A 13,289-nucleotide genomic window follows, 5' to 3' on the forward strand; every position below is an offset into this window, starting at 1 on the left:
TCGCGGGATGGCCGCCCTGTGTCATATGTTGCAGGCTCGTGTGTCCTGCGCGTGGGCAGTTGTTTTGACCGGAGCCGATGCGGTAGGTACGCTCTGACCTTGTGCCTGGGGTGTGCCTGGGCTCGTGTGCGTGTCTTCAGCCGCACGGCGAGCCTGAGAACGAGGCCACCGTAATCTGCGCTCTTTTCGCCTGGCGGCGAAGGTCTGCAGTATTCGACACACCCGACCGCGTGGGTCGGAGATGTTCCAGGTTAGTTTCACTACACGGCACACAGAAACCGGAGAAGTAGTGCCTACGATCCAGCAGCTGGTCCGTAAGGGCCGGCAGGACAAGGTCGAGAAGAACAAGACGCCCGCACTCGAGGGTTCCCCTCAGCGCCGCGGCGTCTGCACGCGTGTGTTCACGACCACCCCGAAGAAGCCGAACTCGGCCCTGCGGAAGGTCGCGCGTGTGCGTCTGACCTCCGGCATCGAGGTCACGGCCTACATTCCGGGTGAGGGACACAACCTGCAGGAGCACTCCATCGTGCTCGTGCGTGGTGGCCGTGTGAAGGACCTGCCGGGTGTTCGCTACAAGATCATCCGCGGTTCCCTGGACACCCAGGGTGTCAAGAACCGCAAGCAGGCCCGCAGCCGCTACGGCGCCAAGAAGGAGAAGTAAGAATGCCTCGTAAGGGCCCCGCCCCGAAGCGCCCGGTCATCATCGACCCGGTCTACGGTTCTCCTCTTGTCACGTCGCTGATCAACAAGATCCTGCTCAACGGCAAGCGTTCCACTGCCGAGCGGATCGTCTACGGCGCCATGGAAGGCCTCCGCGAGAAGACCGGCGCTGACCCGGTCATCACGCTGAAGCGCGCCCTCGAGAACGTCAAGCCGTCTCTCGAGGTCAAGTCCCGCCGTGTCGGTGGCGCCACCTACCAGGTGCCGATCGAGGTCAAGCCCGGTCGCGCCGCCACCCTCGCGCTGCGCTGGGTCGTCGGTTACTCCCGCGCCCGTCGCGAGAAGACCATGACCGAGCGCCTCATGAACGAACTGCTCGACGCCTCCAACGGCCTCGGCGCTTCGGTCAAGAAGCGTGAGGACACGCACAAGATGGCCGAGTCCAACAAGGCCTTCGCGCACTACCGCTGGTAGTCGCTACCCACATCGAGACCGAGAGAAGATTGAGCCTTATGGCCACCACTTCGCTTGACCTGGCCAAGGTCCGCAACATCGGGATCATGGCCCACATCGACGCGGGCAAGACGACGACCACCGAGCGCATCCTGTTTTACACCGGTGTGAGCTACAAGATCGGTGAGGTCCACGACGGCGCTGCCACGATGGACTGGATGGAGCAGGAGCAGGAGCGCGGCATCACGATCACGTCCGCCGCGACGACCTGTCACTGGCCGCTCGAGGACGTCGATCACACCATCAACATCATCGACACCCCGGGCCACGTGGACTTCACGGTCGAGGTGGAGCGTTCGCTCCGCGTCCTCGACGGTGCCGTCACCGTGTTCGACGGTGTCGCCGGTGTTGAGCCGCAGTCCGAGACCGTCTGGCGTCAGGCGGACCGCTACGGCGTGCCGCGTATCTGCTTCGTCAACAAGCTCGACCGCACCGGCGCGGAGTTCCACCGCTGCGTCGACATGATCGTGGACCGCCTCGGCGCGACCCCGATCGTGATGCAGCTGCCGATCGGTGCCGAGGCAGACTTCAAGGGCGTCATCGACCTCGTTCGTATGAAGGCTCTTGTCTGGTCCGCAGAGGCCACCAAGGGCGAGATGTACGACGTCGTCGACATCCCGGCCACGCACACCGAGGCGGCCGACGAGTGGCGCGGCAAGCTGCTCGAAGCCGTGTCGGAGAACGACGACGAGATGATGGAGCTCTACCTCGAGGGCCAGGAGCCCACCGAGGAGCAGCTCTACCAGGCGATCCGTCGTATCACCATCGCGTCCGGCAAGGGCGGCGGCACCACCGTCACCCCCGTCTTCTGCGGTACCGCGTTCAAGAACAAGGGCGTTCAGCCCCTGCTCGACGCGGTGGTGCGCTACCTCCCCTCGCCCCTCGACGTCGAAGGCATTGACGGCCACGACGTCAAGGACGCGGAGCAGGTCATCACGCGCCGTCCGTCCGACGACGAGCCGCTGGCCGCCCTGGCCTTCAAGATCGCGAGCGACCCGCACCTGGGCAAGCTCACCTTCATCCGGGTCTACTCGGGTCGCCTGGAGTCCGGCACCGCGGTGCTGAACCCCACCAAGGGCAAGAAGGAGCGCATCGGCAAGATCTACCGCATGCACGCGAACAAGCGTGAGGAGATCGAGTCGGTGGGTGCCGGCGACATCGTCGCCGTCATGGGCCTGAAGCAGACCACCACCGGTGAGACGCTGTGCGACGACAAGAACCCGGTGATCCTGGAGTCCATGGACTTCCCGGCGCCGGTCATTCAGGTCGCGATCGAGCCCAAGTCCAAGGGTGACCAGGAGAAGCTGGGTGTCGCCATCCAGCGTCTCGCGGAGGAGGACCCCTCCTTCCAGGTGCACTCGGACGAGGAGACCGGCCAGACCATCATCGGTGGTATGGGTGAGCTTCACCTCGAGGTGCTCGTCGACCGCATGCGGCGCGAGTTCCGCGTCGAGGCGAACGTCGGCAAGCCGCAGGTCGCGTACCGCGAGACGATCCGCAAGGCCGTCGAGCGTATCGACTACACGCACAAGAAGCAGACCGGTGGTACCGGTCAGTTCGCGAAGGTGCAGATCGCGCTGGAGCCCATCGAGGGCGGCGACGCGACCTACGAGTTCGTGAACAAGGTCACGGGTGGCCGCATCCCCCGTGAGTACATTCCGTCGGTCGACGCCGGTGCGCAGGAAGCCATGCAGTTCGGCATCCTGGCCGGCTACGAGATGGTGGGCGTCCGCGTCACCCTTCTCGACGGTGGCTACCACGAGGTCGACTCCTCCGAGCTGGCGTTCAAGATCGCCGGTTCGCAGGCGTTCAAGGAGGGTGCCCGCAAGGCGTCCCCCGTGCTGCTCGAGCCGATGATGGCCGTCGAGGTCACCACGCCCGAGGACTACATGGGTGATGTCATCGGCGACCTCAACTCCCGCCGTGGCCAGATCCAGGCCATGGAGGAGCGCAGCGGCGCTCGCGTCGTGAAGGGCCTCGTGCCCCTCTCGGAGATGTTCGGCTACGTCGGAGACCTCCGCAGCAAGACCTCGGGTCGCGCAAGCTACTCGATGCAGTTCGACTCCTACGCCGAGGTTCCGCGGAACGTCGCCGAGGAGATCATCGCGAAGGCCAAGGGCGAGTAACTCTTCCGAGTTCACGCTTTAGGCTTGTCACCGGAGCCTGCTGGGGCATTCCGGCCGTTACGCAAGTAATCGGCGGGAATGCCCCGGGCCCCGGCATTCCAGCAAAGATCACCTGGCGCCGATGAAGCAAGGCGTACAGAACCACTCCACAGGAGGACCCAGTGGCGAAGGCGAAGTTCGAGCGGACTAAGCCGCACGTCAACATCGGCACCATCGGTCACATCGACCACGGTAAGACGACCCTCACGGCCGCCATTACCAAGGTGCTGCATGACGCGTACCCGGACCTGAACGAGGCCTCGGCCTTCGACCAGATCGACAAGGCTCCTGAGGAGCGCCAGCGCGGTATCACCATCTCCATCGCGCACGTCGAGTACCAGACGGAGTCGCGTCACTACGCGCACGTCGACTGCCCGGGTCACGCGGACTACATCAAGAACATGATCACGGGTGCCGCGCAGATGGACGGCGCGATCCTCGTGGTTGCCGCCACCGACGGCCCGATGCCGCAGACCAAGGAGCACGTGCTCCTGGCCCGCCAGGTCGGCGTTCCGTACATCGTCGTCGCCCTGAACAAGGCCGACATGGTGGACGACGAGGAGATCATGGAGCTCGTCGAGCTCGAGGTCCGTGAGCTCCTCTCCGAGTACGAGTTCCCGGGCGACGACCTTCCGGTCGTCCGTGTCTCGGCGCTCAAGGCGCTCGAGGGCGACAAGGAGTGGGGCCAGTCGGTCCTGAACCTGATGGCCGCCGTCGACGAGTCGATCCCGCAGCCCGAGCGCGACGTCGACAAGCCGTTCCTGATGCCGATCGAGGACGTCTTCACGATCACCGGTCGTGGCACCGTCGTCACCGGTCGTATCGAGCGTGGTGTCCTCAAGGTCAACGAGACCGTCGACATCGTCGGTATCAAGACCGAGAAGACCACCACCACGGTCACCGGCATCGAGATGTTCCGCAAGCTGCTCGACGAGGGCCAGGCCGGTGAGAACGTCGGTCTGCTCCTCCGTGGCATCAAGCGCGAGGACGTCGAGCGCGGCCAGGTCATCATCAAGCCGGGTTCGGTCACGCCGCACACGAGCTTCGAGGCCCAGGCCTACATCCTGTCGAAGGACGAGGGTGGCCGTCACACCCCCTTCTTCAACAACTACCGCCCGCAGTTCTACTTCCGTACCACGGACGTGACCGGCGTCGTGACCCTCCCCGAGGGCACCGAGATGGTCATGCCGGGCGACAACACCGTCATGACGGTCGAGCTGATCCAGCCCGTCGCCATGGAGGAGGGCCTGAAGTTCGCCATCCGTGAGGGTGGCCGGACCGTGGGCGCCGGCCAGGTCACCAAGATCAACAAGTAAATCTTGTCGGTCTGACCTGGTAGCTCCTTTTCGAGCACCAAGCAGGAGGCCCCGCACCTTTCGGTGCGGGGCCTCTTCGCGTTGTCGGCAAGTGCCGCCGGTCAGCCGGCCGTGCCGGCCTGCGGGTACCAGAGCCAGGGGTGCGCGTCCGCGCCCAGGCCGACGGCCGTGGTGCCGGAGCGGGTCACCGTCAGCGTCGGACCCGGGAGCGGCTGGGTTCCCTGAGTGCGCGTCAGTATGCCCCGGGGTGTGTGGAGTTGGACCCGGCCGCGCAGGTCGGTGCCCAGCAGCACCGGGCCGCCGGGCGCGGCGGCCGCGCTCACGGGGCCGTGGCCCTCGAACCGCAGGGTCTTGGCGCGCGCAGGGGCCCCGCCGGCGCGGACCGCCGTCACCGGCGCCGCGGTCGGCCTGCGGTAGTAGAGCTCGATGCCGCCGCCGGAGGCCGGCAGCGCGGCGATCGCGTCGCCCGGCGTGGGCAGGTCGGCGCCGTCGTCCGCACGGAAGGCCACCTCCTCGCCGAGGACGTCCTGCGCCCAGTGGTGCACACGCTCGCGGCCCGCCGCGAACACGTGGACGCGGCCCGAGCTGTCGACGACCGCGGACAGCCCGTCCTGGACCTCCTCGCCGCCCAGGTCCCGCCAGCGGTCCCAGCGCCCGTCGGTGCTCCGAACCCGTGTGCTGAGGCCCTTGTCCGCGTTGCGTACGAAGAGATGCACCCGGCCGTCCGGGGCGGTGACCGCGACCGGGACGCCGATGCGGCGACCGCGGTCCTCGTCCCGCTCGGGGTTGCCGAGACCGTCCCAGGCGAGGAACTCCCCGCCCGGGGCGCGCTGTTCGAGCAGGACCACCTCGCGGCGGTTCGGCCCGCCGTGGCCGCCGAGGGAGGCGAACCGCAGCCCGAAGACGAGCTGCCGGCCGTCGAGGAGCGCCGCCGAGCCGAGCGCGGGGGCGAGCGGTCCTCCGCCCAGATCGTCCGGTGCGCCCCACTGGCCGCTGCCGGGCCGGGTCTCGCGCCAGCGCACCGCCCGCAGCCCGAGCACTCCGTAGGCCGCGAGGCGCCCGTCGGGGTCCGCGGCGACCACGGGACGCGCGCCGGGGTAGCGGTGGTGGGTGGAGCGGACCCAGCCCTTCTTGTTGGTCAGCGGCCGCATGCCGCCCACGTTGTAGTCGCCGCAGCCGGACGCGTTGCCGCAGTCCCAGGTGGGGTCGCCGCCGTACGGGACGAGATGCGCGGCCTTCCGCTGGACGACCGGGGCGGGGAGGTTCTTGGGCCAGTGCCGGTTGTAGTAGCCGCGGAAGGCGGTGGCCACGAACCCGGGTACCTGTCCGCCGTCCGCCGTCGCGTCGGCCACCCAGCGCACCATCGCGGCCCAGCTGAAGCAGGCGACGGCGGTGTGGTCGGCGTGGTCGGAGTAGCCGCGCTGCTCGCTGTCCTTCTTCCGGGTGGCCTCGTCGCTGTGCTGGATGTCCGGGTCGGGATCGAGCGTCTGGACGACGGTCGGCCGGTACTGCTCCATCAGCCCGACGAGGACGTCGACGAGGCTGTCGTAGTCGTACGCGACGGCCTTGCGCAGCGGGGAGTCCTCGGCCACGACGGTCTGGAGCCCGAGCGCCCGGTCGTGCCACAGGCTGGGGAGCGCCATCCAGCGGCGGGTGGTGTGCATCGGCAGATTGAGGAAGATCAGCTCGACCCGGCGGTTGCCGTTGGTGAGGGTGTTGATCTCGGCGAGCCGGTCACCGCGCAGGGAGGCGATGCCCTTGGTCCAGTCGGTGAACCTGTCGAGTCCGAGGAGTGTGGCGTAGGCCTGCCGCAGGCCCTGGTGGCGGGCGGAGGAGTAGGCCGGCCGGTCGGCGGGGACGTCCGCAGCGCCGGGTATGTGGTTGCGGCCGTCGTGCTCGCCGGCGGAGACGTACACGCAGACGAGGGGCACTCCGGCGTCGAGCATCCGCTGGGTGTCCGGGTTCATGAAGTACAGGTCGTCGTCGGGGTGGGCGAGTATCTGCATCAGCTGGGCGCGGCGGGTGCCGGCTATCGCCAGTCCGGGGGCCGGGTCTGCGGTGCGGGTGGACCGCCGGGAGGCGGGGACGGAGCACGAGGAGAGGACGCCGGCGCCGAGGAGTGCGGTGGCGGCGGCGACGACGCTGCGGCGGCGGGGCCGGGTGCGGCCGGCGCCCTGTGCCCGATCGCCTGTCGCGGCGGGCCGGGTGCGCTCGGTGCCCTGCGAGGGCCCGGGGCCCGCGGGCTCGTCCGCCACGGAGGCCGCCACGGAGGCCCGGGGGCTCATGGGCCCCTCTGCCGACGCGGGGTGCCGGGCATCGGTGGCCGGTGCGGGACCGGCCTTTCGCGCACCCGGTAGGTCCCGGCGCTCGCCGGCTGCCGTGCGCGCGCCCGGTATACGCGCAGGGCGCGTCGGGGCATGGGCAGGTCTGTCGTTCACGTGTCGTGCTCCGTCCGCTTCCCCCGCAGCGAACGGGTCATGGCCCCCGGCTGCGTCCAGTGTTCTCCCCCACAGCGCGGAAGGGCTGGTCAGGGCCGCTTTCCGCGATGGACTAGACGGCTGTTCGATGCCTGGGGTTGCCCTGGAGGGCGACTTTTGTTCGGACGAGCGGCTGGCCGGCAGGCCCGGGAACCGGGTGATCAGCGCAGGGTCGGGACCTCGCCGTTGCCGGCACGGGTGAGGGTCGTGCCCGGCAGTCCGCGCAGCCATCTGTCGGCGATCTCCGCGAGCCGGGCGCGGTCCGGTGGGGTGGAGCCCAGGCCTATGGCGTAGCGGACGGGGTCGGTGGTGAACGGGCGCGGCCAGGCGTGGAGATCCGTCGCACCGGCGTCCTCCAGGGCGGCCAGCAGCGCACGCATGCGTCCGCGGACGCGGCCCTCGTCGGGGCCCGGTGCCACCGTGACGACGGCCCAGGCCTCGTGGCGCCGGTGCAGCGGCGGCGGGGCGAGGAGCCCGGGCCAGGGGCCGGGTGTGGACTCCACCGTCTCCCAGGCGCGGAAGAGCTCCCGCGTGAGCAGGTCGCGGCCTCCGGCGCTCACCTGCTCGGTACAGGGGCGGACCGGTGCGCTCGGGGTCATGACCGTCATGGGCAGTTCCGTGCCGGGTCCGCCGATCGGCTCGCTCCAGTTCCACGCGGCCCAGGTGGCGAAGAAGTGCCGGAGCAGTCCGGCGGGCGGAAGCGCTCCCGCCTCGTGCACGGTGTGTGCGGCCAGCACGGCCCAGCCGATGCCCGGCAGCCCGCCGAAGGGCGCGGAGTCCAGTCCGCGGGCGCGCGCCCAGGCCTTGACCTCACGGGCGAGTCGGGCGAACGCCTCCGGGTGATCACCGGTGGTCGCCGCAACGGCTTCCGCGTCGCTCACCGCGCTGAGCGCCACCGCTGCCGCGTCGCTCAGTTCGGCCCGCCGTTGCACCGCTTCGTCCGCGGGCAGTGAGCCCGTGCCCACGACGGCGAGATCGACGTCCAGGCCGCCGGCCCGCAGCCGCAGCCCGGGGACACGTGCGCCGATCACCTCGCGCAGCCCGGTGGCATCCGGCAGTGCCGCCGCCACCCTGGCCCGTACCTCGGCCGGATCGGGGGAGCCGGGCAGCGCGGCCACCAGGTCCAGATCGGCGCCGGGCAGGGCGCAGCCCATGCGCCGTGAGCCGACCAGGTGGACGACGCCGTCGGCGAGGGCGTCCGAGAGCCGCCGCAGGGTCCGCTGTGCGGATGCGTCGTCGTCCGGGGGACCGGGCAGGGCCGGGTCCGCGGCCTCGTCGGTCCAGCGCAGCTCGCCCGTCTCCAGCGCGACGGTCGCCCGCACCCGCATCGGCTCGTCGCCCCGCCGCGAGAGCAGGGCCAGCTCCCCGACCTTCGCCGGCATCGCGTCGAGGCGTGCCGCGCACTCGGCCACGAGGGCGTGCGGATCGCGTGTCCGGCCCAGACTCAGATGCGGGGTGTACCCCTCGCGACGGCCCCGGCAGCGCGGAAAGTACGTCTCCAGCGTGCTCCGCAGCCGTGCCCACGGCTCCTCGTCCGCGGCCGCCGGGTCCAGCCACACGGTCGCGTCCTCCCGGTGCCCGAAGCTGTGCACCCCGTCGAGGCGGGCGTCGAAGGGAGCGGTCGCGGCGGCCGCGGCGGACAGCGGGGGAGCGGCCCGTTCGAAGGCGTCCTCCGGCACGAAGCCGAAGAGCAGGTTCACGTGCGGCGGCCAGCGGTGGATCTGAGGGTCGTGCTCCGCACGGATCGCCTGCACGGGCGGCCAGAGGTCCCGTGGCGGGATCCAGGCCACCGCCGTCCGGGGTGTCGGCCGGTCGTCGAGCGCGCCGGGGGGTCCGCCGACGGGCGGACCCAGATCCACGGCGACACCGTAGTGGTCGGAGACGAACAGTCCGCCGGCGGCCGGGGTGTCCCCGTGGAGCACGGCGGAGACCGCTCGCAGGTCCTGCGTCCGCAGCAGCACCCGGTCCAGCCGGGACACGCGCCCCGAGAGCGACGAGACGGCCGCCAGCGGATTGGCGCCCGGGTCGAAGGTGGGTGTCCGGTCCTCAGGGCCGTGCACATCGCTCCAGGCGTCCCGCATGCCGAGCGCCGTCTGCGGCCCGCTCCCGCCCTCGTTGAAGTCGCCGGCCAGGACCACGTCGCCCTCCACGCCCGCCAGCCCTTCGGCGAGCCGGGCGAGCTCGGTCCGCCTGCGGCCGGCGCCGTCGGCGGAGTGGTCGCTGCTGAGGTGGGTCGCCGCGACCACGACCGGGCCGGTGGCGGTCTCGACGACGAGGGCAGCGACCGCCTTGTGCGGCCCGAGACCGTGGTGCCCCGCCTCCCGTACGGGCAGCCGGCTGAGCAGCAGAAGCCCGTGGTCGGCGATGTCCCTGCCCAGGGGATCGGTCCCGAGAGTCCAGCCGTCGCGCACCCACGGCTCCGCCATCAGCAGGGCGGCGAGCTTCGGTTCGACCTCCTGGAGGGCGATGACATCGGCGTCGGCCTCGCGCAGGGCCGCCAGGAGAAGCGGCCGGCGCGCGGCGGTGTCGATGCGGTCGCTGTCGTAGCGGTCCCAGAGGGTGTTCCACGTCAGGACCCGCAGACCGGCGGCCGTCGGCATGCCCCCGGGTGCTGTCGCCGGCACCCACGCGTCGCGCTCCCACACGTACGGCGTCCGCGCCGTGAAGAAGGGCGCCCGCAGCCGCCGGGGACTGCGCACCCGTCCGGCATCGGTCGCGTCGATGCGGTCCGCTCCCGTGGCCCTGTCCCACACCACCTCGCCGTCCGCCTCGAAGAACAGCACCCGGTGCCACGGAATGTCGCCGCCGGGCACGAAGGCGGCCAGCGGCATCCGCTTGGGGGCCGCCCCGCGCTGGTTGATCCCGACCACGAAGCGCGCCGGATCGAACCGTGCGTCCCAGCGGACCCGGTGGTAGATCTCCTCGCTGGTGCGCATCTATGCCTCCTCCTCCACGGTCCCGCTCGCGCCGATGTACCAGGTGCGGTGGGCCTGGCCGGGGTACGGAGGGGAGAACCGGTGCACCTGCGAGGCGAGGACCTCGGGCGGCACGGGGTGCGTCCGCCGCGCGTTGCGCCGGACCAGCTCCTCCTCGTCGACGAGTGCCACGGCGTGCGTGGTCAGGGCGTCGCGCCGGCGCGCGACGGAGTGCACCAGCGAGCGCTGGTGCGCGTTGAGCGACGTGGCGTCCCACACCACGGTCCCGCCGGCCGCGAGAGCCGCGTCCAGCCGGTCGAGTCCGTCGCGCAGCACGTCACCGTTGGCCTTCTGGTCGGCGCGCGACCCGCGTGCCTCGCGCAGATCGTCCAGCGAGATGTACGCGTCGATTCCGGGAAGCCCGCGGGCGAAGGTGCTCTTCCCGCTGCCCGACGGGCCGACCGTCTGGATCAGCCGGGGGAAGTCCCCGGACCGCCATCGCCATGTCGCGGCCACGGCCTCGTCGGCGGTCGTGATCTTCCCGAGGGCGTACGCCTCCCGTGCCTCGGCCACGCACCGGGCCGCCGCGTCCGGGTCCAGGTCCGCGAACGTCTCCCGCAGACCGTCCAGGGTGCCGATGCCCTCCGCGTGCAGCGCGGACCAGTCCACCTGCTCGCGTGCCCCGGCGTCCTCGGCCGTCGCGCGGGCGACGGCGTGCAGGACGCCGAGGTCGGCGGCGTACGACATCCGCACCAGCCCGGTGCGCCGCTCCTCGTCCGGGTAGGGCCGCTGCAGCCGGGCCCGGAGCCCGACGAGGTCGGCGACCTTGCGGGCCTGCGCCATGCCCTGGGAGACGGCGAGGAGCGCTCCCACCCGGGGCCGCGGGCTCCGGTGCAGCAGGGCGGCCAGAACGCCGGCGAGCCGGTCGTCGCCGGTGCGCCCGAGCACGTCGAGTGCCGCGGACACCTCGGCCACGACCGCCTCGTCCCGGGCGTCTCCCGCACGCAGGCCGAGGGCGGCCGACAGGGCGGCGGCCCCCGGCGTGCCCCCGGACCGGACGTCCCACAGCGCCGCCGCCGGTCCGCGCCCGTTCTCCACCACGGCGGCGTACATCCAGTGCGTGTCCGTCCGCACATGCCCGCGCCGCACCCACTTGGCCATGCGCCGACCGAAGTCCTCGGGGCCGAAGCCGTCGGCGGTCCGCACGACGTAGCCCTCCTGGCAGGCGAGGTCGAGGTTCAGGGCGCGCAGGGCCCGCTCGCCGCGGCCGTCGAGGATCCCGCGCCACAGCACCGGGGGCACCGGGATCCCCAGCCCGCGCAGGAAGGCCACGGTCCGGTCCCAGTCCAGGCAGTGGCCGTCGGCGTCCCACACGGAGAAGCCGTAGAACCAGCTGTCGAGGTTCTCGTACGCGAGTGAGTGACGGGCGTACATGTTCTCGCCGCACACCCGCCAGCCCGCGGGGAGTGCGTGGCCGATGCGGCCCTGGAGCGCCTTGACCCAGGCACGCGAGGGGTGGTGGCCGGAGTCCGGCGACCGGGCGTGCAGTCCGTCGGCGTACAGGGTGGTGTTCTCGCCGTCGAGCTTCTCGGTGACGACGACCTCGCGGCCGGCCAGTCCGGACAGGTCGGCGGTCCGCACATCGTCGGGGGAGACGCCCGGCGACCACGGCAGGTGCGGTGTCCGCGGATAGTGCGTCCGCATGGTGATCGGCCCCCCGGTGACGATGATGTGCCCGGCAACTGTAGGAGCCGGGGGAGGCGTTGCTCGAACGAATTGGCGCCGGTGGAGGTGTCCACGGCCGGACGGGCGGCGGGGTGTCCACGGCGTGGCCGGGGGCTCCCGTGGTCCCGCGGTCCGCGCGCCGGGGTTTGACAGCAAAAGCCGCGGGGGTAATCTCTTCGGCTCGATTGGCCAGGGCGCGGGGCCGTATGGCAGACTATCCGGGTTGCTCGGTTGAGTGCCGATGCTGCGCGCCTCCCGCCGGGAGGACCGGAAGCGAGTCCCACAGTACTCGTCGCTCCAACTGCCCACCGGGCAGCGCTGGAGCGGACGTACGGGAATCTTCCGGGAAGTGTCAGCGGGGTACCAGCCAGGCACTCGGTGGGTGTTCTTCCCCCGATGCGCGGCTCAGGCCCGCACCCCCTTGGTTGGGAAATCCTTCGGGAGATCTTCGTAGAGGGAGTGCGACACGCCCGACCGCGGGGGTCGGAGAAGAATGCAGTACCCGCCGAGTTCCGGAGCGTTACGAGAGACAGGACTACTGAGTAGCCATGGCGGGACAGAAGATCCGCATCCGGCTCAAGGCCTACGACCACGAGGTCATCGACTCTTCGGCGAAGAAGATCGTCGAGACGGTGACGCGTACTGGTGCGTCGGTCGCAGGCCCGGTGCCGCTGCCCACTGAGAAGAACGTGTACTGCGTCATCAAGTCGCCGCACAAGTACAAGGACTCGCGCGAGCACTTCGAGATGCGCACGCACAAGCGCCTGATCGACATTCTCGACCCGACGCCCAAGACCGTTGACTCGTTGATGCGCCTGGACCTTCCGGCCGGCGTCGACATCGAGATCAAGCTCTGAGAGGCGCGGAAGAGATGGCAAAGCAGATCAAGGGCGTCCTGGGCGAGAAGCTCGGCATGACCCAGGTCTGGGACGAGAACAACCGTGTCGTCCCGGTGACCGTCGTCAAGGCCGGGCCGTGTGTTGTCACCCAGGTCCGTACGAATGACTCCGACGGCTACGAGTCGGTCCAGATCGCCTTCGGCGAGATCGACCCTCGCAAGGTGAACAAGCCCCTCAAGGGCCACTTCGCCAAGGCCGACGTGACCCCCCGCCGCCACCTGGTGGAGCTCCGTACCTCCGATGCTGCCGAGTACACGCTCGGCCAGGAGATCACTGCCGAGGTGTTCGAGTCCGGCGTCAAGGTTGACGTCACGGGCAAGAGCAAGGGCAAGGGCTTCGCCGGTGTCATGAAGCGTCACAACTTCAAGGGCCTCGGCGCCGGTCACGGCACCCAGCGCAAGCACCGCTCTCCCGGCTCCATCGGTGGCTGTGCCACCCCGGGCCGTGTGTTCAAGGGCCTCCGTATGGCGGGCCGCATGGGCAACGAGCGGGTCACCACCCAGAACCTGACCGTTCACGCCGTTGACGCGGAGAAGGGCCTGCTGCTCATCAAGGGCGCGGTTCCTGGTCCCAACGGCGGCCTGGTCCTGGTCCGCACTGCGGCCAAGGGGGCCTGAGG

9 protein-coding genes are annotated in these 13,289 nt (G+C 70.5%); 6 read left to right on the forward strand and 3 right to left on the reverse strand.

Translation table 11 applies throughout. The annotated features are described in order from the left end of the window. Nucleotides 1-289: 289 nt before the first annotated feature. The 4 genes from rpsL to tuf all read left to right on the forward strand — a co-directional run bounded on the left by rpsL (nt 290) and on the right by tuf (nt 4,654). A complete protein-coding gene (gene rpsL, locus OHA05_RS21505; RefSeq protein ID WP_003948652.1) occupies nt 290-661 on the forward strand; it encodes a 30S ribosomal protein S12 in 372 nt (123 codons plus the stop codon). A 2-nt stretch (nt 662-663) separates the two neighbouring features. Then, on the forward strand, nt 664-1,134 hold the full coding sequence (gene rpsG / locus OHA05_RS21510) for a 30S ribosomal protein S7 (RefSeq protein ID WP_147987673.1): 471 nt from the start codon (nt 664-666) through the stop codon (nt 1,132-1,134). A gap of 38 nt (nt 1,135-1,172) precedes the next feature. Further along, nucleotides 1,173-3,299, forward strand: a complete 2,127-nt coding sequence (fusA, locus tag OHA05_RS21515; RefSeq protein ID WP_313944694.1) for an elongation factor G — start codon at nt 1,173-1,175, stop codon at nt 3,297-3,299. Nucleotides 3,300-3,460: 161 nt separating this feature from the next. Next, a complete protein-coding gene (tuf, locus tag OHA05_RS21520) occupies nt 3,461-4,654 on the forward strand; it encodes an elongation factor Tu (RefSeq protein ID WP_313944693.1) in 1,194 nt (397 codons plus the stop codon). Nucleotides 4,655-4,755: 101 nt separating this feature from the next. Here tuf and OHA05_RS21525 read toward each other — a convergent pair whose 3' ends face one another. The 3 genes from OHA05_RS21525 to OHA05_RS21535 all read right to left on the reverse strand — a co-directional run bounded on the left by OHA05_RS21525 (nt 4,756) and on the right by OHA05_RS21535 (nt 11,750). Beyond that, nucleotides 4,756-6,939 carry a PIG-L family deacetylase gene (locus OHA05_RS21525; RefSeq protein ID WP_328861472.1) on the reverse strand — a complete coding sequence of 728 codons (2,184 nt, stop codon included), beginning with the start codon at nt 6,937-6,939 and terminating at the stop codon, nt 4,756-4,758. 353 nt (nt 6,940-7,292) lie between these two features. After that, complete coding sequence (locus OHA05_RS21530) at nt 7,293-10,067, reverse strand: poly(A) polymerase (protein ID WP_328861473.1); 2,775 nt, start codon at nt 10,065-10,067, stop codon at nt 7,293-7,295. Further along, nucleotides 10,068-11,750 carry an RNA ligase family protein gene (locus tag OHA05_RS21535; protein WP_328861474.1) on the reverse strand — a complete coding sequence of 561 codons (1,683 nt, stop codon included), beginning with the start codon at nt 11,748-11,750 and terminating at the stop codon, nt 10,068-10,070. Nucleotides 11,751-12,319: 569 nt separating this feature from the next. Between OHA05_RS21535 and rpsJ the strand changes: the two genes are divergently transcribed. Then, a complete protein-coding gene (rpsJ, locus tag OHA05_RS21540; protein ID WP_003948644.1) occupies nt 12,320-12,628 on the forward strand; it encodes a 30S ribosomal protein S10 in 309 nt (102 codons plus the stop codon). 14 nt (nt 12,629-12,642) lie between these two features. Then, entirely contained in the window at nt 12,643-13,287 is a 645-nt protein-coding gene (rplC, locus tag OHA05_RS21545) for a 50S ribosomal protein L3 (protein WP_313944689.1), read from the forward strand. The last annotated feature ends 2 nt before the right edge of the window (nt 13,288-13,289 follow it).

The sequence above is a fragment of the Streptomyces sp. NBC_00306 genome (assembly GCF_036169555.1).
Lineage (GTDB): Bacteria > Actinomycetota > Actinomycetes > Streptomycetales > Streptomycetaceae > Streptomyces > Streptomyces achmelvichensis.

What these genes read in the sequence shown, in the direction of transcription:
- rpsG (WP_147987673.1), top strand. Translation starts at nt 664, where the DNA reads ATGCCTCGTAAGGGCCCCGCCCCGAAGCGCCCGGTCATCATCGACCCG.
- fusA (WP_313944694.1), top strand. Translation starts at nt 1,173, where the DNA reads ATGGCCACCACTTCGCTTGACCTGGCCAAGGTCCGCAACATCGGGATC.
- OHA05_RS21525 (WP_328861472.1), bottom strand. Translation starts at nt 6,939, where the DNA reads ATGAGCCCCCGGGCCTCCGTGGCGGCCTCCGTGGCGGACGAGCCCGCG.
- OHA05_RS21530 (WP_328861473.1), bottom strand. Translation starts at nt 10,067, where the DNA reads ATGCGCACCAGCGAGGAGATCTACCACCGGGTCCGCTGGGACGCACGG.
- OHA05_RS21535 (WP_328861474.1), bottom strand. Translation starts at nt 11,750, where the DNA reads ATGCGGACGCACTATCCGCGGACACCGCACCTGCCGTGGTCGCCGGGC.
- rpsJ (WP_003948644.1), top strand. Translation starts at nt 12,320, where the DNA reads ATGGCGGGACAGAAGATCCGCATCCGGCTCAAGGCCTACGACCACGAG.
- rplC (WP_313944689.1), top strand. Translation starts at nt 12,643, where the DNA reads ATGGCAAAGCAGATCAAGGGCGTCCTGGGCGAGAAGCTCGGCATGACC.